General features: G+C 39.2%; 21 protein-coding genes and 2 pseudogenes. 16 read left to right on the top strand and 7 right to left on the bottom strand.

What is annotated here, in order from left to right; translation table 11 throughout:
• Positions 1–171 precede the first annotated feature (171 nt).
• Positions 172–1,466, bottom strand: a pseudogene (gene tolC / locus L0B53_RS05865) (outer membrane channel protein TolC).
• A gap of 144 nt (positions 1,467–1,610) precedes the next feature.
• Between tolC and nudF the strand changes: the two are divergent.
• From nudF to idi, 8 genes and pseudogenes are all read left to right on the top strand, one after another.
• Positions 1,611–2,222, top strand: coding sequence for an ADP-ribose diphosphatase (nudF, locus tag L0B53_RS05860; protein ID WP_235061201.1), 612 nt, complete (start codon positions 1,611–1,613; stop codon positions 2,220–2,222).
• A gap of 110 nt (positions 2,223–2,332) precedes the next feature.
• Positions 2,333–2,739: pseudogene (locus L0B53_RS05855) on the top strand (DUF1249 domain-containing protein).
• Positions 2,740–2,741: 2 nt separating this feature from the next.
• On the top strand, positions 2,742–3,563 hold the full coding sequence (gene cpdA, locus L0B53_RS05850; protein WP_235061200.1) for a 3',5'-cyclic-AMP phosphodiesterase: 822 nt from the start codon (positions 2,742–2,744) through the stop codon (positions 3,561–3,563).
• Position 3,564: 1 nt separating this feature from the next.
• On the top strand, positions 3,565–4,143 hold the full coding sequence (yqiA, locus tag L0B53_RS05845; RefSeq protein ID WP_235061199.1) for an esterase YqiA: 579 nt from the start codon (positions 3,565–3,567) through the stop codon (positions 4,141–4,143).
• A gap of 109 nt (positions 4,144–4,252) precedes the next feature.
• On the top strand, positions 4,253–6,136 hold the full coding sequence (gene parE, locus L0B53_RS05840; protein ID WP_235061198.1) for a DNA topoisomerase IV subunit B: 1,884 nt from the start codon (positions 4,253–4,255) through the stop codon (positions 6,134–6,136).
• Between the two features lie 138 nt (positions 6,137–6,274).
• The gene (parC, locus tag L0B53_RS05835; protein ID WP_235061197.1) at positions 6,275–8,536 is read left to right on the top strand and encodes a DNA topoisomerase IV subunit A; all 2,262 of its coding nucleotides are present in this window, start codon (positions 6,275–6,277) and stop codon (positions 8,534–8,536) included.
• A 175-nt stretch (positions 8,537–8,711) separates the two neighbouring features.
• Positions 8,712–9,437 carry a 1-acylglycerol-3-phosphate O-acyltransferase gene (locus L0B53_RS05830; protein ID WP_235061196.1) on the top strand — a complete coding sequence of 242 codons (726 nt, stop codon included), beginning with the start codon at positions 8,712–8,714 and terminating at the stop codon, positions 9,435–9,437.
• Positions 9,438–9,509: 72 nt separating this feature from the next.
• On the top strand, positions 9,510–10,052 hold the full coding sequence (idi, locus tag L0B53_RS05825; RefSeq protein ID WP_235061195.1) for an isopentenyl-diphosphate Delta-isomerase: 543 nt from the start codon (positions 9,510–9,512) through the stop codon (positions 10,050–10,052).
• Between the two features lie 76 nt (positions 10,053–10,128).
• On the opposite strand, the gene L0B53_RS05820 is transcribed toward idi, so the two are convergent.
• The 4 genes from L0B53_RS05820 to argF all read right to left on the bottom strand — a co-directional run bounded on the left by L0B53_RS05820 (position 10,129) and on the right by argF (position 13,795).
• On the bottom strand, positions 10,129–10,515 hold the full coding sequence (locus L0B53_RS05820) for a RidA family protein (protein WP_235061194.1): 387 nt from the start codon (positions 10,513–10,515) through the stop codon (positions 10,129–10,131).
• Between the two features lie 347 nt (positions 10,516–10,862).
• The gene (gene pyrI, locus L0B53_RS05815) at positions 10,863–11,330 is read right to left on the bottom strand and encodes an aspartate carbamoyltransferase regulatory subunit (protein WP_235061193.1); all 468 of its coding nucleotides are present in this window, start codon (positions 11,328–11,330) and stop codon (positions 10,863–10,865) included.
• Positions 11,331–11,342: 12 nt separating this feature from the next.
• The gene (gene pyrB / locus L0B53_RS05810) at positions 11,343–12,272 is read right to left on the bottom strand and encodes an aspartate carbamoyltransferase (protein WP_235061192.1); all 930 of its coding nucleotides are present in this window, start codon (positions 12,270–12,272) and stop codon (positions 11,343–11,345) included.
• Positions 12,273–12,790: 518 nt separating this feature from the next.
• Complete coding sequence (gene argF, locus L0B53_RS05805) at positions 12,791–13,795, bottom strand: ornithine carbamoyltransferase (protein WP_235061191.1); 1,005 nt, start codon at positions 13,793–13,795, stop codon at positions 12,791–12,793.
• A 292-nt stretch (positions 13,796–14,087) separates the two neighbouring features.
• Here argF and rraB point away from each other — a divergent pair, with 292 nt between their 5' ends.
• A complete protein-coding gene (gene rraB, locus L0B53_RS05800; protein ID WP_235061190.1) occupies positions 14,088–14,522 on the top strand; it encodes a ribonuclease E inhibitor RraB in 435 nt (144 codons plus the stop codon).
• Between the two features lie 127 nt (positions 14,523–14,649).
• Here the strand turns inward: rraB and degS are convergent, their stop codons facing one another.
• Both degS and zapG read right to left on the bottom strand, forming a co-directional pair.
• Positions 14,650–15,723 (bottom strand): outer membrane-stress sensor serine endopeptidase DegS, encoded by a 1,074-nt coding sequence (degS, locus tag L0B53_RS05795; RefSeq protein WP_235061189.1) that lies wholly within the window; start codon positions 15,721–15,723, stop codon positions 14,650–14,652.
• 238 nt (positions 15,724–15,961) lie between these two features.
• The gene (gene zapG, locus L0B53_RS05790; RefSeq protein WP_235061188.1) at positions 15,962–16,507 is read right to left on the bottom strand and encodes a Z-ring associated protein ZapG; all 546 of its coding nucleotides are present in this window, start codon (positions 16,505–16,507) and stop codon (positions 15,962–15,964) included.
• 145 nt (positions 16,508–16,652) lie between these two features.
• On the opposite strand from zapG, the gene zapE reads away from it, so the two are divergent.
• From zapE to L0B53_RS05755, 7 genes are all read left to right on the top strand, one after another.
• Positions 16,653–17,765, top strand: a complete 1,113-nt coding sequence (zapE, locus tag L0B53_RS05785) for a cell division protein ZapE (protein ID WP_235061187.1) — start codon at positions 16,653–16,655, stop codon at positions 17,763–17,765.
• 221 nt (positions 17,766–17,986) lie between these two features.
• On the top strand, positions 17,987–18,415 hold the full coding sequence (gene rplM / locus L0B53_RS05780) for a 50S ribosomal protein L13 (protein ID WP_235061186.1): 429 nt from the start codon (positions 17,987–17,989) through the stop codon (positions 18,413–18,415).
• 16 nt (positions 18,416–18,431) lie between these two features.
• Complete coding sequence (gene rpsI / locus L0B53_RS05775) at positions 18,432–18,824, top strand: 30S ribosomal protein S9 (RefSeq protein WP_235061185.1); 393 nt, start codon at positions 18,432–18,434, stop codon at positions 18,822–18,824.
• Between the two features lie 406 nt (positions 18,825–19,230).
• Positions 19,231–19,728, top strand: coding sequence for a hypothetical protein (locus L0B53_RS05770; protein ID WP_235061184.1), 498 nt, complete (start codon positions 19,231–19,233; stop codon positions 19,726–19,728).
• 371 nt (positions 19,729–20,099) lie between these two features.
• Positions 20,100–20,690, top strand: a complete 591-nt coding sequence (petA, locus tag L0B53_RS05765) for a ubiquinol-cytochrome c reductase iron-sulfur subunit (RefSeq protein ID WP_235061183.1) — start codon at positions 20,100–20,102, stop codon at positions 20,688–20,690.
• Positions 20,690–21,904, top strand: coding sequence for a cytochrome bc complex cytochrome b subunit (locus L0B53_RS05760; protein WP_235061182.1), 1,215 nt, complete (start codon positions 20,690–20,692; stop codon positions 21,902–21,904). Before petA ends, L0B53_RS05760 begins: the two co-directional genes overlap by 1 nt.
• Complete coding sequence (locus tag L0B53_RS05755) at positions 21,901–22,638, top strand: cytochrome c1 (protein WP_235061181.1); 738 nt, start codon at positions 21,901–21,903, stop codon at positions 22,636–22,638. Before L0B53_RS05760 ends, L0B53_RS05755 begins: the two co-directional genes overlap by 4 nt.
• Positions 22,639–22,698: the final 60 nt, after the last annotated feature.

Genomic DNA, 22,698 nt, shown 5'->3' with positions numbered 1-22,698 from the left:
TTGGCTGTATTCGTTCGCCCTAATCATAGAGTACAGCGATACTCATGGGGCCTCGCTCACTTGCCGCCTACTAGCAACTCCAATTATTTTGGGTATAGGACATCTATATTCATGGAGCCTCACTCACTTACGGCGACTAGCAACTCATAATCTGCCTTTTAAATTTAAACCTCACTGTAAGCCAGCGTTAATCATCATAATATCTTGTTCAGAAAGTTCGCCAATTGCTTCCTTTAAGGACAAAATATTTAGAATATAGTCATAGCGAGAATTAGAAAGTTTCCGATTAGCATCATAAAGGCTACGAGTCGCATCTAAGACATCAACAATCGTGCGCGTACCGACTTCAAACCCTACCTGTGTCGCTTCTAAAGCACTGGTTGCTGAGATCACTGACTGCTGATAAGCACGGATAGTACTAATGTTGGAGTTAATATTGTTATAGGCGGCTCGGATGTTTTTATTTACCGAACGGTATTGAGCTTCCAAATCTTCATTCACAGCAACATAGTTTAATTGCGCTTGCTTGACCTTTGAGTTGGTGGCCCCGCCGGTATAAACAGGAAGTGTTGCATTTACGCCTGCAGTGAGATTATGGTTGTCATTTGAATCTCTTGATTGATAATCGTAGTAACCATAATCATAACCAGCATTAAACGACAAGACGGGTAATCGTCCAGAGCTTGCCAATTCGATATTTTTTTTTGCTTGTTCTCGGGCTATTTTCGCGGCTAATAATGAGAGGTTTTCTTGTTCAGCCAGTGAAAGTAAAGTGGAGATTGAATCATTTTCTTGGCGAGTAGAAAAACGCGAAGTGTCGAGCAGGTTTATTTTCTTATATTCAATACCCGTTAATTCATGTAACCCTTCATAGCTATTAGTTAAGGTATTTTCTGCAATAATTTCATTGGCCAATACCGTGTCAAATTGTGCTTGAGCACTGTGGACATCTGTAATCGCTGATAAACCAACCTCAAATCGTTGTTTAGTTTGTTGTAATTGACGAGCGACTGCTTTTTTTCGGCTTGGATGAATGATAGATTATCCGTAGCTTGTAAAACAGCAAAGTAGGCATTGGCAACACGGAGGATTAGTTGCTGTTGGGTAACGGCATAAAGTGCATCACTATGTCGAGCATTGAGTTCAGTTAAATCTAAATTGATCCAATTTGCTTGATTATAGATCTGTTGATTTAAGCTAATGCCAGTGGTGAGATTTTGATTATTACTCATATCTGTATTGCTACGGAGAAAGTTCAGTCCAGCATTAAGGTTAATTTGTGGCAATAGCGCAGCACGAGACTCATTAATCGCTTCAAATGCCGTCTCTTTTTGAGCTGCAGCTTTTAATAGTACAGGATCACTATTTTTTGCTTGGTGATAAATAGTGGCAATATCGTCAGCAGAAACAGATAAAGAATTTAATGATAGGGTAATGAATAAAAAACAAGAGAGATAATTTCTCATAGAAACCTCTATATTTATAACTTGTTAATAAAATAAGAGATTTACTTTACTGGATGTCAATGAGAGATATTGTTCACTTTTTGAGATTAATGGTTTATAAGTAAGGGTACAGTAAATGTTACGGTGATTTTTGGAGAGAGCAGGATGAGTCAGTTATTAGATAGTGAGAGCTACGATAAGAATGATGTAGAAATATTGCGTAAAGAGGATCTCTATCAAGGATTCTTTAAAATGACTAAGTATGTATTTCGCCATCGTTTGTTTGCTGGTGGGTGGAGCGGCGAGGTAGAACGTGAGATGTTTTTGCGTGGCGATGCGGTAGCGCTCCTTCCTTACGATCCTGTTTTGGATAAAGTGGTTTTAGTGGAACAGTTTCGTACTGGTGCGCTTGAAGGTGAAAGGCCGTGGCAGTTTGAAATTGTTGCAGGCATGATTGAGCCTGGAGAATCAACAGAAGAAGTCGCGGCACGCGAATGCCAAGAAGAAGCTGGGATTGACGTTTCAGATTTAAAAAAAATCACTGAATATTACCCAAGTTCTGGCGGTTGTGATGAAAGAATTGCACTCTATATTGGAACCGTAGATAGCTCTATTGCGGGTGGAATCTTTGGTCTTGATGATGAAAATGAAGATATTCGAGTCCATGTTGTTGATCGAGAAGAAGCGTATCAATGGGTTATTTCTGGTAAGATAGACAATGCAGCATCGATTATTAGTCTGCAGTGGTTACAGCTCAATCACCACAATCAAGGTTAATAGCCTGTTTAACATTATGATGGGCAATTAGAACGGTTATACCTAATCGTCACATAAGGAGTCATAAATTGATCATAAAACGAGATTATCATGTCGATTTACCGGCATTGATGCGTTTGTATGAGACAAATTATGCAAAGTTGGTCAATTTATTGCAAAAAAAAGTGAACCTTCATCATGTTGTTATTATAAAGTCGAACAAAACTATTATATATTGACTATTATTGAAGTGACAAAATATACTACTTTAGTCAATATTTCGCCTTATCAAAGCGAAGTGAATTTAGAGTTACCTGGATTTTTAGTCCGACTTTATCATGATGCAAGAGTCGCGGAAGTTTGCTCTAGTCAGCAGTTACCAAGACTAAAACCAAGGTATGACTATCCAAATAAACAGATGTATCAACAAGATGAAAAGCAGCAAGTAAACCAGTTATTAGCTGATTGGTTAAGGCTGTATCTGCAACGAGGGACCCGTGCAGAATCATTGTTTAATTCAAAGAGTAAAGGTTGCTAGCATTGTCCGATTTTATATTGCCAAAAACAGCTGATGATATTGTTTTACTTCAGATTACAGATACCCATCTGTTTGAAGATAAGGCAGGTTCGTTATTGGGAGTCAAAACCCATGAAAGCTTCTATGCTGTATTAGATGCAATTGATGAAAGTCAGTGCCATTTTGATGCGATCCTCGCGACTGGGGATATCACCCAAGACCACTCGATTGTCTCCTATCAACATTTTTATCACGGACTTTCTCGCTGGAAAACGCCTTGTTTTTGGTTGCCAGGTAATCATGATTATCAGCCTTATATGAGACAAGTTTTAACCTCACCTTGTATTCATGATGAACGGCACTTTTTAGCGGGTGATAAATGGTTGGTGGTATTGTTAGATAGTCAGGTTGAAGGAACGCCACATGGTGAACTTTCTGATGAACAATTACGTTTTTTACGAAAAATATTGGCTCAGCACTCTGATCGTCATGCTTTCATCTCACTTCATCACCACCCTTTAGCTGCTGGAAGTGCTTGGCTTGATCAGCATCAATTGAAAAATAGTGATGCATTTTGGGATGTCGTAACTCAAGCTAATAATGTGAATACCGTTCTTTGTGGTCATATTCATCAAAAATTAGATTGTTACGTTAATGGCGTTCGAGTCCTTGCTTCACCCTCAACCTGTGTTCAATTTTTACCTGATTCGAATGACTTTGCATTAGATAATAAGAATCCTGGTTGGCGTATCATTAAGTTAAAATCAGATGGATCGATTCAAACGTCGGTAGAGCGATTGGAAGGTGATCAATTTAAACCCAACTTTCAATCATCAGGGTATTAATATGCCATCACTACTACTCTATATTCATGGTTTTAATAGTTCGCCACTTTCCCATAAAGCAAAAGTAATGACAGACTATTGCCAACAATATCACCCAGATATTGACGTCTGTGTACCTCAATTAGCCAGTTACCCTCAGCAAGCAGCAGAACAGTTAATTAAAATTATTGAACAGTATCGTTTCACTCATAAAATTGGTTTAGTTGGTAGCTCTCTTGGGGGGTTTTTAGCAACTTGGCTAAATGCCCATTATCAAATTCCAGTGGTGGTTATAAATCCTGCCGTACGTCCTTATGAGTTATTATCTGACTACTTAGGTGAGCAACAGAACCCGTATACTAATGAAATTTATACCTTAAAAACGGAACATATTGGCGAACTTCGTACACTTGATATTGGTGACATTGAGCAACCAGAGCAATTTTGGTTGTTGCAGCAAACGGAAGATGAAGTCCTCGATTATCGTCAAGCAGTTGAAAAATATGCAAAGTCCCGACAAACTGTAGAAGAGGGAGGAGACCACAGTTTTGTTAATTTTGAACGTTATCCTGCCAAAATCATTCAATTCCTTAGCTTATAACGATATTATACAGCTAATTTAAATATTCTTAGGCCTTGAGGTAAGACAGTAAATTCTGTTATCTCGAGTGTTATTGACTATATATCTAGATATAGTGACCAATTAAATTATGACAGAACAAAATTATAATGCAGGGGCCATTGAGGTTCTTAATGGCTTAGATCCTGTGCGTCGTCGTCCAGGGATGTATACAGACACTACTCGTCCTAACCATTTGGGACAAGAAGTGATCGATAACAGTGTCGATGAGGCTTTAGCTGGTTTTGCCAGCAAAGTTGAAGTTATTCTCCACAAAGATCAATCATTAGAAGTTATTGATGATGGGCGAGGAATGCCGGTTGATATTCATCCTGAAGAAGGGGTTTCTGGTGTTGAACTGATCTTATGTAAATTGCATGCGGGTGGTAAATTCTCTAACAGTAACTATCAGTTCTCTGGCGGTCTACATGGGGTTGGTATTTCCGTCGTTAACGCTCTTTCTGCACGAGTAGAAGTGACCGTTAAACGAGACGGCCAAGTTTATGATATTGCCTTTGAAGATGGCGAGAAAGTGAGTGATTTAACGATCACTGGAACTGTTGGCCGTAGAAATACAGGAACGCGCGTTCATTTTTGGCCAACGGCCAGTTACTTTGACTCTCCAAAATTCTCCGTACTTCGCTTAATGACGATTCTTAAAGCGAAAGCAGTTTTATGCCCGGGTTTAGAGATTGTTTTTACCGATAAAAATAGCGGTGATGTACACCGTTGGTGTTATCAAGATGGCTTAAAAGATTACCTAGCCAATGGTGTTAAGGGTTATACCTTATTACCAGAAGACCCATTTACCGGTGTATTTGCTACAGAAACAGAAGCGGCAGATTGGGCGGTGATTTGGTTGCCTGAAGGTGGTGAGCTGATCACTGAAAGTTACGTTAACTTGATCCCAACAGCACAAGGTGGTACTCACGTTAATGGTCTGCGCCAAGGCTTATTGGATGCAATGCGGGAGTTTTGTGAATTCAGAAACTTGCTACCTCGTGGTGTAAAGTTGACGGCTGACGACATTTGGGATCGTTGTGCTTACGTACTTTCCGTAAAGATGCAAGATCCTCAGTTTGCCGGTCAGACTAAAGAGCGCCTTTCGTCGCGTCAATGTGCAGCGTTTATCTCAGGTATTGTTAAAGATGCCTTTAGCTTATGGTTAAATGAAAAACCACAAATTGCAGAGCTATTAGCTGAAACCTGTATTGCTGCGGCACATCGTCGTATGAGAGCCAGCAAAAAAGTTGCACGAAAGAAAGTGACTTCAGGACCAGCACTTCCTGGTAAATTGACGGATTGTTCACAACAAGATTTATCTAAGACCGAGCTATTTTTAGTGGAAGGGGATTCGGCAGGCGGTTCAGCAAAACAGGCTCGTGACCGTGAATTCCAAGCGATTATGCCACTACGAGGAAAGATCTTAAATACATGGGAAGTCTCTGCTGATCAGGTCTTAGGATCTCAAGAAGTCCATGATGTTTCTGTTGCTCTTGGTATTGATCCTGATAATCCAGACTTAAGTGGGTTACGTTATGGCAAAGTCTGCATTCTTGCCGATGCGGATTCAGATGGGCTTCATATTGCAACACTGTTGTGTGCGTTATTCGTTCGTCACTTTAGAGCTTTAGTCGATAGCGGGCATGTTTATGTTGCGATGCCTCCACTTTATCGTATCGATTGTGGTAAAGAAGTTTTTTATGCCCTTGATGATGCAGAGAAAGATGGGGTATTAAAACGGTTGAGTGGTAAACGTGGCAAGATTAACGTGCAACGATTCAAAGGTCTGGGTGAGATGAATCCACTGCAGTTGCGTGAAACCACGATGGATCCAAATACTCGTCGCTTAGTGCAATTAACCGTTGATGATGAAGAGAAAACCATTGAAATGATGGATATGCTACTGGGTAAGAAAAGAGCAGAAGATCGTCGATATTGGTTACAAAGCAATGGTGATTTAGCACAGGTTTAATCAATGAAACCTTAAATTACTTATCAATTTTTTCACTCTTCTTGTTGGTTTTTCTTGGATACAATAAGCACATTATTTTGTCAGTGATGCTGTATAAAACCAACAAGTTGATTATTTAATTATGGAATTCGAGTCGAAATGTCAGAAATTTCAATGGATGGTGTAGAGCAGCTTCCGTTACGTAAGTTTACCGAAGATGCCTACCTTAATTATTCAATGTACGTCATTATGGATCGTGCATTGCCTCATATTGGAGATGGTTTAAAGCCAGTACAGCGTCGTATTATCTATGCGATGTCTGAGTTGGGGCTTTCTGCCACTGCGAAATATAAAAAATCAGCAAGAACCGTTGGTGACGTATTGGGTAAATATCATCCACATGGTGATTCAGCCTGTTATGAAGCGATGGTGTTAATGGCGCAGCCGTTCTCTTATCGTTATCCATTGGTCGATGGTCAAGGAAACTGGGGAGCCCCTGATGATCCAAAATCTTTTGCTGCCATGCGTTATACCGAATCAAGACTCTCTAAGTTCTCAGAAGTTCTTCTTAGTGAGCTAGGTCAAGGCACTGTCGATTGGAATCCAAACTTTGACGGCACCATGAAAGAGCCGCAAATGTTACCTGCACGTCTACCGCACATTCTGCTTAATGGCGTAACGGGAATTGCTGTGGGTATGGCGACAGATATTCCTCCACATAATGCGCGTGAAGTGGCTAATGCTGCGATCTCTCTGATTGATAAGCCGTCATCAACGCTTGAAGATTTAATGGAGTATGTTCAAGGCCCCGACTACCCAACTGAAGCTGAGATTATTACCCCAAAATCAGATCTAAAAAAGATCTACCAAAATGGTAAAGGCAGTATTCGAATGCGTGCGGTTTGGCATAAAGATAATGGTGATATCATCATTACTGCATTGCCTCATCAAGTATCTGGTGCAAAATTACTAGAACAGATCGCCAATCAAATGCGCGCGAAAAAGCTGCCGATGGTTGAAGATCTTCGTGATGAATCCGATCATGAAAATCCAACACGTATTGTGATCATTCCACGATCTAATCGTATTGATAGTGAACAGTTGATGAATCACCTTTTTGCTTCAACAGATTTAGAAAAAAGCTATCGCGTTAATATCAATATGATCGGCTTAGACAATCGTCCACAAGTGAAAGGCTTAGTGACGATCTTAACTGAATGGTTACAATATCGTCGTGAAACAGTGCGTCGTCGATTACAGTACCGCTTAGATAAAGTTTCAAGACGACTTCATATTTTGGATGGCCTATTAGCGGCTTTTCTGAATATCGATGAAGTGATTGATATTATCCGCAGTGAAGATGATCCAAAAGCCGAGTTAATGTCTCGTTTTGAGTTATCAGAAACGCAAGCAGAAGCAATTTTAGAGATTAAACTTCGTCAGTTAGCCAAACTCGAAGAAGTAAAGATCCGTGCTGAGCAAGATGAATTAAGTAAAGAGCGTGATTATCTTGAGAAGCTATTAGGTTCTGAGCGTCGAATGAATACGCTGCTAAAGAAAGAGCTAAAAGCCGATGCAGAAACTTACGGTGATGATCGCCGCTCTCCACTTGTTGAACGTGCGGAAGCGAAAGCATTAACAGAGCGAGATCTTGTCCCATCTGAAGCGATTACGGTTGTTCTATCAGATAAAGGCTGGATTCGTCACGCCAAAGGCCATGAAGTTGACCCAACAACATTAAGTTATAAGTCGGGTGATAAGTATCATGATCACGCTCGAGGTAAGAGTAACAATCCTGCGGTATTTGTTGGTAGTGATGGACGCAGTTATGCGTTGGAGTCGCACACTTTACCATCAGCGAGAAGTCAGGGGGAACCTGTTACGGGACGCTTAAAACTTACGGCTGGGTCAACCATCAAACATGTTGTTATGGGCGATGATGATCAACACTGGTTAATGGCATCTGATGCAGGTTATGGTTTTATCTGTAAACAAGGGGATTTGATCTCTAAAAATAAAAACGGTAAAGCCCTATTAACCGCCCCTGAAAATGCTGAAGTATTAGCGCCAACAAAAGTGAATGACATTAATAGTGATGATATATTAGTGATCACCAATGAAGGGCGAATGTTACTGTTCCCAATTAAAGATTTACCTCAACTCAGTAAAGGTAAAGGGAATAAGATCATTAACATTCCAGGTGCGAGATCGAAGAGTCGCGAAGAGTTCTTAACGCAACTATTGGTGTTACCAAAAGGGGCAACCTTGACTATCTATGCAGGTAAAAGAAAATTAGGTCTAAAACCGAGTGATCTTGATAACTTTAGAGGCGATCGAGGGCGTCGTGGAACTATGCTGCCAAGAGGCTTACAACGAGTTTCAAAGTTAGAGGTTGCTGATCCAGCTTCAAGCTCTGAATAGGTTAAAGTTACACCAATTAACATTTTTATTTTCAACCCTATTAATTGGACTAATAGGGTTTAATTTTATGAGCGATATTGATTCTTATCGACGATTGCTTATTAACAGGTTGAAGATTAATCGTTCAGCAAATATGCAGAGTGATAAAGAATTTCTCGACATTTAGGAGTTACAAATGATTTTAATATTACGCCTGATTGCCGTCGCTATTTTTGCGATCGTGACGTCTATATTTGGCACCTTATATTGTATGTTAAGCCCTCGAAATCCAAAACACGTTTTTACTTTTGGTCGTTGGTTTAGCAAGATGTCACGTGTATTTGGTATCAAGCTTGAGTTTCGTTTGCCCGAAGATGCATATAAGCGCTCACCAAGTATTTATGTTGGTAACCACCAAAATAACTGGGATCTATTTACTATATCAGGTGCTGTGGTACCAAAAGTCGTCACCGTCGGTAAGAAAAGCTTAGTTTGGTTGCCATTTTTTGGTGTTATCTATTGGATCACTGGGAATATTTTGATTGATCGTGCCAATCGAAGTAAAGCTGTAGGCACGATGGATCAGGTTGTTAAGCAGATCAAAGAAAAATCAATTTCAGTTTGGATGTTTCCAGAAGGGACTCGCTCTCGTGGACGAGGTCTATTACCATTTAAAACCGGGGCTTTTCATGCAGCGATTGCCGCTAAAATTCCATTGGTTCCAATTGTTTGTAGTTCTACTGACCATATCAATTTGAATCGCTGGGACAATGGCCATGTGATTGTTGAAATGATGCCAGAAATTGATAGCACTCAATATGAAAAGACAGAAGCAAGAGCCTTTGCAACTGAGTGTCGAGAGCAGATGGCAGCTAAGCTAGATGAACTGAATGAAGAAGTGAAAATTAGAAATAAGCGCTAATTTCATATAAAATTAAATAATATTATTGTTAAGGTATACACATTTGTATGCCTTTTTTATTACGAGCTAATTATGATAACCAAAGACAGAAGTCGAGTTGTTTTAGTAAAAACTGATGGATCAGTCATTGGCGATAAAGAGAAATTAGCGGCGCATCAAGATGGAGATCTCCACCTTGCTTTCTCTGTAATGCTCTACCGTTATCGACAAGGGAAGCGTCAATATCTTCTTCAACAGCGCGCGATAGAGAAGTATCACTGTGCGGAATTGTGGGCAAACAGTTGTTGTTCACACCCGCAATATCAAGAGTCTTTGCAAGAAGCGGGAGTGCAGCGTCTGTTTGATGAGTTAGGTATTAAGAAGCCGTTGCCATTAATCAATATTGGCCACTTTATCTATCGAGCAAAACTTGATAGCGGTTTGATTGAGCATGAATTAGATCATATCTTAATTGCCGACGGTGATAGCGTGGAGTTACAGCCCAATCCTCATGAAGTGATGAACTATTGCTGGTGGCAAGTTGATGAGTTGTTGGCAACACTAAAGAGTGAACCCCATAAATTCACACCCTGGTTAAGTCAAGTTGTTGATTTAACAGAACGTTATTTAGATTAATAATCGGGTTAATTGCTTTTATAGGAGAGAGCAGCCAAATAGAATTCATTTGGCTGCGACTCTAAATAAAAGTTAATTACTTACGTACCGCAATTGCTTCAATTTCAATTTTCACATCTTTTGGTAAACGTGCAACTTCAACACAAGAACGTGCTGGATAAGGTGCGTTGTGCTCATCAAAGAATTGACCATACACTTCATTGACAGTAGCAAAGTCGTTTAAATCCTTGACGAATACCGTCATTTTAACGATATCAGAAACTGTTAAACCTGAAGATTCAACCACGGCTTTGACATTGTCTAGAGATTGACGAGCTTGAGCAGCAATCGCTTCAGGCACTTCACCTGTTTCTGGATTCACTGGGATCTGACCTGAAGTCAAAATCATATTACCTAAATCAACACCTTGAACATAAGGGCCGATTGCTGCAGGAGCTTGTTCTGTATGAAGTACTTTGGTCATAACATTTCCTTTTTAAAATGAATAAGTGTTGGGTGAATAATCTATTTTATTATCAGTCAGAATAGTGTGCGACTAAATCGAAAAAAGATCAAAGGGCTATATCTCATAAATGGTCTTTAATTGACTTAACTATAAGATTTATATCAAAAAATATTATTATTGTAAATTGCCTTTAATTTAGATTTTGATGATATTGACTATTCATGATACTAAAGAGTACTAGGTGATAGTTGAGTGGTGACGAGCTGTTTTGTTTGTGGTAAGTCAGGCAGCCCAAACGATATGATGGCAAACATCAATGTCGATGGGCTGGTTGTTATCTAATCCAGGGAGTCTCAGAGCTTTAATTAAGAGCGTCTTTCCGTCATGATTTCACGAGAGAATACTTTCTCACAATATTTACATTTAAGCTGTGTGCTCTCTTTTTTTGTTAAGACATTAAAGCTGCTCTCTACGGGCTCACCATGAGTAATACAATTGGTATTTGGGCACTCAAAGACACCAACTACTTGTGGTGGCAAGTGAAGAGGAAGCTTTTTAACAACATTATAATTATCAATTTGGTTTACTGTTGCATCTGGCGCATAAAGAGCCAACTGATTAGCTTGAGCTTCGGTAATAAAAACATTCTCAATCTTGATAATATCTTTAGCGCCCAATGCGGAAGAGGGAAGATTTAAGCCAATGGTAATACGCTCATCACTCTTGTGGAGTTTGAATAACTTCAGGATTTTCACCCCAACATAAGCAGGAATATGGTCGATAACGGTGCCATTTTTGATTGCTTCGACTTGTAGTTTTTTTTCTTTTAACATGACTATTTCTCCTTAAAGATCTTGGTTTAATACTAATGCAAGTAAAGCTTCACGAGCGTAAACTCCATTTTCAGCTTGCTGGAAGTAGTAAGCGTAAGGCGTTTTATCAACGTCAACAGCTATCTCATCGACACGAGGAAGCGGGTGAAGGATCTTTAGGTTATCTTTTACTTCTTTTAGTGTATCTGTTGTCAAAATGAATGCTGATTTAATATGTGCATATTCTGATTCATCAAAACGTTCTTTTTGAACACGTGTCATATAAAGAATATCTAACTTGTGAGCAACCTCTTCCATGTTGCTATGCAGGCTATATTTGATGCCATGCTCATCCAGCTCTTCGCAGATATAATCTGGCATTGCAAGGACTTCAGGAGCAATAAAATAAAAGTTTACATTATCAAATTTAGCCAATGCTTGAGTCAGTGAGTGAACCGTACGTCCATATTTTAAATCACCGACAAATGCGACGTGAAGGTTATCTAATTGACCTTGGGTTTCATAAATACTAAATAGATCAAGTAGCGTTTGAGTAGGGTGTTGATTAGCACCATCTCCACCATTGATAACCGGCACTCCCTTTGAAAACTCAGAAGCAAGACGAGCTGCGCCTTCTTGAGGATGACGCATCACATAAGCATCGACATAGGAAGAGATAACTTGAACTGAATCTGACAGCGTTTCTCCTTTTTTTGCTAATGACGTATTTCCACCATTATCAAATCCAATCACAGTGCCACCTAAGCGTTGGATTGCGGTTTCAAATGAGAGGCGAGTTCGGGTTGATGGCTCAAAGAAACAGCTCGCAACGACTTTATTCTTAAGTAATGTTGGATTTGGTGTGCTCTTTAGCTCACCGGCTAACTGAACTATTTTTTCTAACTCCTGACGAGAAAGCTCAGGGATAGAGATAATATGCTTCTGATATAATGAATTACCCATAATGTTATCTTCTCCTTTATCTAAAAATTACATTCTTTAAGATGTCTGCGTGCTGTTTTTTAGGCAAAAAAAAACCTCCTGAAATAAGGAGGTTTATTTATCAAAAAAAGTCATCAAATGAGCTACTGAAAAGCAATAGACCATTGGCTGTGAATGCGCTGTGTTAAATTTACGGCGTAGCATTGTTGACTCTCTTTGTGAATTTTAAAAAATTATACGGATAAAATTGACGAAGGCAAGTTTTTGGATCGACTATTTATTTAATGGTGTTTGAAGTGAGACGCGCATATGAAGTATAAGCGAAATCGATTGCTATGCATGAAATTGAGTAAATTAGCTTTTATTGACGCTAATTTACTCGTTACCTTTTTTCGCGAATAAGTCTATCACCTTCTTACTTGAAGCTGCTAGGCTGTTGGCTATATTCATTCGCCCCAATCATATAGAAAATCTATACTCATGAGGCCTCACCCACTTGCCGACTATTAGCAACTGCAATTATTTTAGGTATAAATCGTTTAACTACCTAATGTCGCGACCATGACGGCTTTAATGGTGTGCATTCGATTCTCTGCTTGATCAAAAACAATCGATGACTCAGACTCAAAGACCTCATCGGTCACCTCTAAGCCATTCATGTTGTACTTTTCAGCCACTTCTGCACCGATGGTGGTTTGATCATTGTGGAATGCAGGTAGGCAGTGCATAAATTTAGCATCGGGGTTGTTGGTTGCCATCATTAACTCAGCATTGACTTGGAATGGTTTCATTAATGCGACTCGTTCATCCCAAGCACTTGCTGGCTCACCCATTGATACCCAAACGTCGGTATAGATAAAATCACAACCAGAAACACCTTCTTGAATATCGTCAGTTAAGGTGATTTTGGCATTAGTTTCTTGGGCAATATTTTTACATTCAGAGACCAGTTGATCATTAGGCCAAAATTGTTGAGGGGCGACCAATCGAATATCCATTCCCATTTTAGCGGCACCGACCATCAGAGAGTTTGCTACGTTATTGTTTGCATCACCTAAATAAGCAAATTTAATTTCATGGAGTTGTTTATCTTTACGATGTTCTAACATTGTTAAAAAATCAGCAAGAATTTGAGTGGGATGGAATTCAGTTGTTAAACCGTTCCAAACGGGGACGCCTGCATATTTACCGAGATCTTCAACGATATCTTGACCGAAGCCTCTATACTCAATGCCATCATACATACGACCGAGTACTCTGGCGGTATCTTTCATTGACTCTTTTGCTCCAATTTGTGAACCAGACGGGCCAATATAAGAGACTTGAGCACCTTGATCAAACGCGGCAACCTCAAAAGCACATCGTGTTCTTGTTGAACTTTTTTCAAAGATTAACGCGATATTTTTTCCTGTTAAGCATGGCTTTTCATAGCCATTATATTTTGCTTTTTTCAGTTCACCGGACATTTCAATCAAGTGTTGAATTTCTCTTGGTGTAAAGTCTAACAACTTTAAAAAATTACGATTTTTGAGGTTAAAAGCCATAGATATCTATCCTTATATCATTAAAATTAAGTCCGTAACGTAGTGAATATTTAATCGTTATTTATGAGATAATATTCTCTTGTTTTGCTTTTATCAATAGGCTAAGAGAGTTATTTGTTGAATTTATGTTATTTGTTTCATGTTCTTTTTCGATTATCTTATCTTGTTGAACTCGGTTGAATAGCAAGCAAATCGAGCTAAACTACTTTTCATCAGTAGCAATATTGCTCAATCCATGCGATATTGCTCGCCAGTTTACTTTTATGCTTGATATCTCACACTGGAGAAGACAATGTCAGAACATTTTGCAGATGATGAATTCATCACTTATGACGAACTACGTGAATTGCAGAAACAAGAAACGCGTGAAATTGTAGAAGCGTTACTTGAAGATGGAAGCGAGCCAGATGCGCTTTATCCGATTGAACATCACTTATCTGCTCTTGATTTCTCTGTGTTAGAAGATGCAGCGGTTGAAGCATTTAAACTTGGCTTTGAAGTTTTTGAAGCAGAAGAAGTTGAATTGGAAGATGGCAGCAAAGTACTTTGTTTTGATGCAACTATGGAGAGCCCACTTTCTATTGAGTTGATTGATAAACAAGTTGAGCAGTTAATTGACTTAGCTGAAAAGCTTGATATTGAATATGATGGTTGGGGTACTTACTTCGATGATGGTGAAGAAGCCGATGAAGAAGCTGACGCATCAGAAGATGAGCAACCAGAATAATCGTAATAATGATTGAAAAATGAGCGCCATATAAGGCGACTCATATTAAAAAGCCAGAATAAGTCTGCTTCTCTATTTTTCAATGAAGCACATTTAATCTGGTTTTTTTTATTTAATATTTCTTAATCTAACGTCTTGGATCTTCTTGAATCGGAACATTAATTTCCATCATTTTACCATCACGTATAAGAGATAACTTTGCGGTTGTTCCTGGGCGAAGTTCTGTTACCTTATCCATTCCATCATGCATCCCAGATATCGTTTTACCATTTATTTTTATCAAAATATCTTGAGGCTTTATGCCTGCTTTTTCTGCTGGACCATTGGGATCTACACGAGAAACAATGACACCTTGTACTTCTTGAATATCAAAAACTCGAGCCATAACAGGATTAATATCACGCCCTGTAATTCCAATATAACCACGGATCACTCGACCATCAGCGATAAGCAGTTTCATTATCTTGTTGGCTAGTTTGAATGGAATGGCAAAAGAGATACCGTAGGTTTCAGTATTATTAGTCTGTTGGAAAGACGCGGTATTAATGCCCACTAACTCACCTTGAGTATTGACTAACGCTCCCCCTGAATTCCCTTTATTTATCGCAGCATCTGTTTGTAAAAAGTCTTGCTGGCCAAAACTCAAGCCATTACGCCCTGTTGCCGAGATGATACCAAAGGTCGTTGTTTGTCCCAGGTTGTAGGGGTTACCGATGGCTAGCACAATATCGCCAATATTCGCTTGGTAATCATTATTAAGTGGAATGACTGGGAGATTATCCATCTGAATTTTGAGTACGGCTAAATCAGTGATTTTATCTTTACCAATTAATTGTGCTGTTGATACTCGTCCATCTTGTAATGCCACGATGATTTGATCAGCTTGAGCTATAACATGGTAGTTCGTCAGAATATAACCATTACTATTCATGATAACACCTGAACCTAGGCCTTCAGTCGTTAGCTTTAAACTGTTACTGCTGCTATAGCGACGACTGTAGATATTAACGACAGCTGGTGCGGCACGGCGTACACCATAATTGAGTGAGAGATAAAGAGGTTTATCTGAATCACGATGTAAAATAGGCTCTACGGTATGGGTCACTTTTGAAGCTGAGTAGCGAAGAGAAGGAAAAGCAAATAACAATATAGCGGCAGCAATAAGGCCGACGATCAATGTCTTAATGATATATTTCCACATTGTATATTTGCTCTATTTAAGGTTAATGTTTTTAATATGTTGTTAAAGGATAACATTGAAATAAAAAGAAGAGAAGAAAGCAAATTTTGACGGGCTTTCTGGGTGAGTTGATGGGTTGAGGTATGTTGGAAGAGAGAAAAATTTGAGGCTAAACAGCTTATGCCACAGTCTCAGCCATAAACTGAAATTGTGGCATGATTAAGATTAGAGGGGTTACTAGATAAGCACACATGGGCGATTAGCTAGATTTTGCCTCTTTTGGGATATTATTTTTTATTTCATCGCTGGGTGCTTGAACCGTCTCAGCTTCTTGCTGTTCTTTTTCAGTGTTTATTTTTGCAACGCTATTAATGTCAATAACTTCAGCGGGTTCATCTTTTAATAGACCGGTTGCACCTGCTGCATAATCCCTAGGAGCTTCATCTGTTTTTTTCTGTTCTTCAGGTGTCACATCAACGGACTTTTGCTGGCTTTCTGGAATTGGAGGGATACGGTCGATAAATGGATTATCTTGAGCCGGTAGGTTTGGCATTAAATCTTCAGACGTTTTAGCCATATGCTTATATAGTTTACTGTAATTCTTTGCGATGTTATCCATTAATTCTGCACTGTGAGAGAAGTGATCAACTAACTCTTGGCGATACTGTTCAAGTTCATATTGTGATTTATCAAGCTCTTTCTTTAGCTCTTTATGTTGAGCTGCGTTTTTGTTGGTAAGACGAGCAATGAGGAAGCCGAGTAATGCACCGACAACAAAAAAGATAAGACCATTAACCAAATCCATATGTTTCTCCTTAATTTAAGTAAAGATTGCATTTTTTTATGATTGAATTGTTTTGCCACTATACATGGAGATAGAAAATCTTAATACTATCCACTAGATTTAATTCACAATTCTCGCGATTAAGAATGAAAAGGATATTCACTTAATGACTCCCTTGCAACAATATCAACAAGATCTTTTACGTGATGATTTTTATTATGACGCAGCGCAAGAAAATGCCGTAAAAGCACTCGATAAACTGTATCAAAACATTATTAATTTTGAGCCAAAAGCCGAGAATAAAAAATTCATTCCACACTTATTAAATAGCTTATTTTTATCAAAAAAACAAACTGACAAAATAGTAAAGGGGCTCTATTTATATGGTGGCGTCGGTCAAGGTAAGACTTATATTGTTGATATTTTCTTTCACTCACTGCCGACGGAGAGAAAGCTAAGAATCCACTTTCATCGGTTTATGTTGATGATTCATCAAGAACTTAACCAACGGCAAGGGAGTATTGATCCCTTAGAGTCAGTGGCAGATGAATTTGCTAAACAATATGATGTGCTCTGTTTTGATGAATTTTTTGTTTCAGATATTACCGATGCGATGCTTCTAGGTACTTTACTTCAAGCACTTTTTTCTCGCGGTGTCATTCTGGTGGCTACTTCAAATATTGAACCGGACAATTTATACCGTAATGGATTACAACGAGCTCGTTTCCTTCCTGCTATCGCCGCGATTAATCATTATTGTGATGTACTGTCAGTGAATAGTGGGGTTGATCATCGTCTAGAGGTAGAAAAGTATCAACAGAGCTATTTTTCGCCATTAACTGACCATGTTGCGAATCAATTGGATGATTATTTTACTCAGATTATTATCGCTCCTGTTAATCCAATTAGTGAGATAAAGATTAATAATCGACAGATTAGAATTGAAAAAGAGAGCGATAGGGTTGCATTTTTTGATTTCTCAGCCCTTTGTGAGTCAGATAGAAGTGCCTTGGATTACATTGAAATCGCCTCGCGTTATCATTCGGTATTTTTAGCTAATGTAAAGATGATGGGAAGTGAAAATGATAGTGCTGCTCGACGATTCATTGCTTTAGTTGACGAATTTTATGAGCGTCGTGTAAATTTGATTATTTCTGCTGAAGTTAAATTAAATGATATTTATCAACAAGGTGGCTTGAGCTTTGAGTTTGATCGTTGTAAATCAAGGCTTTATGAGATGTCGAGTGAAGCTTATCTGCAGTCAGAACATTTGGCTTAATGATGATAAAAGAGAATTTTTGACGGTTTATGAAAAAAATTACTAAAAAAAGGTGATTTTTTCTTCACTCTTCCCTATAATCTCGCGACCCACCGTTACTGTGAAGGCAATATGCCGAGGGTACCACCACTCGAAGGGGTGTTGAATGGACCTTAAACAGTGGGGGCATTTAATGCTCCTTTAAAGTGAACTTTTTTTTGAATTATCGGGTAATTATTAGCATGAAAACATTCGTTGCTAAACCAGCAAGCGTAAAACGCGACTGGTATATCGTAGATGCTGAAGGCAAAACTCTAGGTCGTATCGCGACTGAGATTGCTTCACGCCTACGTGGTAAGCACAAGCCAGAATACACTCCGCACGTTGACACAGGTGATTACATTGTTGTTATCAACGCTGAAAAAGTTACTGTAACAGGTAACAAAGCGGCGAACAAAATGTACTACCGTCACTCGGAATTTCCTGGTGGTCTAAAATCAATCTCTTTTGAAAAGCTGATTGATCGTAAGCCAGAGATGGTTATTGAGCTAGCTGTTAAAGGCATGCTACCAAAAGGCCCTCTAGGTCGTGCTATGTACCGTAAGCTGAAAGTATATGCTGGCACTGAGCACAAGCATACCGCTCAACAACCGCAAGTACTAGACATCTAATCGGGGAATCATGGCAATGGCTGAAAATCAATACTACGGCACTGGTCGTCGCAAAAGCTCTGCTGCTCGTGTGTTTATCAAACCGGGAAGCGGCAACATCGTTATCAACAAGCGTACTCTAGAAGAGTATTTTGGTCGTGAAACTGCTCGTATGGTTGTTCGTCAACCACTTGAGTTAGTAGAAATGACTGAAAAGCTAGACCTATACATCACTGTTTCTGGTGGTGGTATCTCTGGTCAAGCTGGCGCTATCCGTCACGGCATCACTCGTGCATTGATGGAATATGATGAAACTCTACGTCCTGCTCTACGCGCAGCTGGCTACGTTACACGTGACGCACGTCGCGTTGAACGTAAGAAAGTTGGTCTACGTAAAGCACGTCGTCGTCCACAGTTCTCTAAGCGTTAATATTACGCACCAGTATTTTTTACTGGTTCTGTGGCATCAAAAAAGTCTGGCATTTATGTCAGACTTTTTTTATATCTGCGATATACCTTCTTTTTGTTCAGAATCTTCATTCTTGTCTTAATTTTAAATATAGATCTTCATACCATTAGCTTTGTTTATACCGCCTCTCTCATATTCATTTATTTTATATCTAATTGATTTACCAAAGAAGTTTTGTTTTATTTTTGTGATAAAGGTGAATTAAAATTGTGATAATTGTTAATTATTGACTTATACTCAAGTCATCAGGCTATCCAAGGAATAGATGCCAACCGAAATCACATAGTGGGTTGTATGATGACTTTAATGAGGATTTATTAAAGTGGTGATATAGAAAACTGACTATTTATATTTTAAGGCTCTGATGATGTTAAAGAAAATTATTACTGGTTTATTGATTACTGTTGCTTCGTTATCTGTTAATGCTTCAGATCGTCTAACAAGTGATTCCTCATGGGATGAAATTTTAAGTGCAAAGAATATTGAACTTGGAAACCAATGGGTGAAACTTGATAGCAGTTCAACGGATGTGTTCTCTGTAACGGCTAGCAATGGCAAATTAGTGACTAAGACAGCCACTGAAGATGGGTATTATACTCGTTCAGTCGGTATGAGTAATGATCGACCGCAGCAATTTGTTTCTACAGGTTTTTCTGTTAAAGAGGGCTCAATAGAGCAGACGGTATCTCTTTATGAAACTATCCATAGAGGCTCTGATGAAAAAACACGGTTGATTGGTCAACAACAGTATACTCAACCATTAACGCGTACTATTTCTGTTTATGAAGTGGTGAGCAGAGGTTCAAGTGATCGTCCAAATAAGCGACTTTTATTTCAGAAAGAGTATACAATCCAAACCAATTAGTGTTTTGCTTGTACAAAATCACCTCCTCTTAGTTCAATGATTATTGACTAGGAGTGGGGTGGTTTTTCACTATTCTCTCCCTACCTATTTCTATTTTTCCTTTCTTGATTTGTGAGTTATCCCTTCAAACTCTGCGGAATATTACGATATTGACGATTAGATTCTGTAAATGAATGATTAATAGCACGGATTTGTTGCAAAAAGGTAGCTTTACCTTGTCAAAAAGTAGCATTTTATTTATCATTCATTCAGAAAAACAACACTTACGTAACTGGATTTAGTGTTGTTTTCATTATCATAAGTTAGCCGTAAGCTCGTTAAATGCAAAGGAATGATATTTATCCACGCAGGAGCACATGGGAGAGAGTTGGATGAGCAGTACGCCAGTAAATAACGGTCGTCGTCGTTTTCTAACCGCAACAACTTCGGTTGTTGGTGGTATAGGGGCAGTGGCGGTTGCGGTTCCTTTTGTAAAATCTTGGAATCCAAGTGCCAAGGCAAAAGCCGCAGGGGCACCCGTTGAAGTTAATATTAGTAAATTAGAAGAAGGGCAGTTGATTCGCGTTGAATGGCGTGGCAAACCTGTTTGGGTCGTTCGTCGTACTCAAGTTGTCCTTGATCAATTAAAAGAACTAGAAAATCAGTTGCGAGATCCTGAATCACAAGAACCTCAACAACCTGATTATGCACAAAATATCTATCGTTCGATAAAGCCTGAAACATTTATTGCTGTTGGTATTTGTACCCACCTAGGTTGTTCTCCAACTTATTTGCCAGATACGTTTAGCCAACAAGTAACCGGTGTTAACTCAGGGTTTTTCTGTCCGTGTCATGGTTCTAAATTTGATATGGCAGGTCGAGTATTCCAAGGAGTACCAGCACCACTGAACTTAGTTGTGCCACCACATAGTTACCTTGATGAGAGTAATGTAATTATTGGTGTTGACGAGGGAGCGGCATAATGAGCAAGTTACTAGGATGGGTTAACGACAGGTTTCCGTTAACCGCAATGTACAATGACCACATGGCGAAATACCCAGCACCAAAGAACCTAAACTTCTGGTACTTCTTTGGTTCATTAGCGATGTTGGTATTAGTTAATCAGATCATTACGGGTATCTGGCTAACGATGAACTATAACCCTTCTGCGGAAGGTGCATTTGCCTCTATAGAATATATCATGCGAGATGTTGAGTATGGCTGGCTGTTGCGTTATATGCACTCCACTGGCGCATCTGCATTCTTTTTTGTTGTCTATTTACACATGTTCCGTGGTTTGATCTACGGCTCATACCAGAAACCTCGTGAGCTACTTTGGTTATTTGGTATGTTGATCTTCGTGATTCTGATGGCAGAAGCCTTTATGGGTTACCTACTTCCTTGGGGACAGATGTCTTATTGGGGTGCTCAGGTTATCATTTCACTCTTTGGTGCTATTCCCGTTATTGGTGATGATTTAACCCTTTGGATCCGCGGCGACTATGTTGTCTCTGGTGCGACATTAAACCGATTCTTTGCACTTCATGTTATCGCACTACCTCTTGTTCTTGTTATGCTTGTTGCCCTTCATATTTTAGCGTTACATGAAGTTGGCTCAAATAACCCTGATGGTATTGATATTAAGAAAGTTAAAGATGAGAACGGTTGGCCGAAAGATGCCATTGCATTCCATCCTTACTTTACTGTGAAGGATATGATCGGTGTTGCAGGCTTCTTAATTCTATTTAGTTATGTTCTGTTCTTTAACCCAGAAATGGGGGGATACTTCCTAGAAGGACCGAACTTTGAAGCCGCTAACCCACTGAAGACGCCTGACCATATCGCGCCAGTTTGGTACTTTACGCCATTCTACGCCATCTTACGTGCGGTACCTGATAAGTTATTAGGTGTTGCTGCGATGGGGGCTGCGATTGTCGTTCTGTTCCTTCTTCCTTGGCTTGATCGTTGTAAAGTGCGCTCTTTCCGTTACCGTAGCAAAATCCATCTAGCAAACATTGCTCAGTTTGTTGTGGCATTTATCGCGTTAGGTATTTTAGGTGCGTTACCTGCGACACCAGAGTACACCTTACTATCTCGTATCTTTAGTATTGCGTACTTTATGTTCTTCGTATTGCTGTTTATGTACAGTAAGAATGAAGCAACAAAACCACTTCCAGAGAGGGTTACATTCAAATGAAAAAAATAATTGTAATGTTGTTCGCTCTACTGCCGACACTTGTGTTTGCTGCTGGTGGTAGTCATGTACATCTTGACCAAGCTAATAATGATTTAACTGATAAAGCGTCGTTGCAACGTGGTGCAAAACTGTTTATGAACTACTGTTTTGCTTGTCACTCAACGCAATATCAGCGTTATGGACGTATTGCCGATGATTTAGATATTTCACCTAAATTGATGAAAGAAAATCTAATTTTTGATCAAAATGCGAAAATTGGTGATCTGATGGAAAATGCGATTCCAGATGAGATGGCTGCGAAGTGGTTTGGTACATTACCACCTGACTTAACATTAGTTGCACGAGTTCGTGGCGCTGATTGGTTATACACTTATTTACGCTCTTTCTACTCAGATCCAAGTCGTCCATTTGGTGTTAACAACACCTTGTTCCCAAATGTAGGGATGCCACATGCACTTGAAGAGTTACAAGGTGTTCCAACCTTAACTCATGACAAAGTGATGGTTGATGGTGTTGAAACAGAGGTAACTAAGATCACAACGGATGGTCGTGGTGAACTTAACCAAGAAGAGTACGATCAATCGGTTCGCGATATCGTTAACTTCTTAGAGTACTCTGGCGATCCTTCTCAGCTTGAACGTAACGCAATGGGTTGGTGGGTTTTAGGATTTTTAGCAATATTTTTCATCTTAACGGTATTACTTAAGAAAGAATATTGGCGTGATGTCCATTGATCGGTTAATCTTATAGGTTAGGGTCGCATAATGGAGACTTTATTGTCTCCATTATTTTTT

Origin of the sequence: Vibrio sp. SS-MA-C1-2, from assembly GCF_021513135.1 — a bacterium.
Taxonomy (GTDB): Bacteria; Pseudomonadota; Gammaproteobacteria; order Enterobacterales; family Vibrionaceae.
The sequence above is the reverse complement of the archived record's forward strand: the minus strand, read 5'-3'. Positions and strand labels throughout refer to the sequence as shown.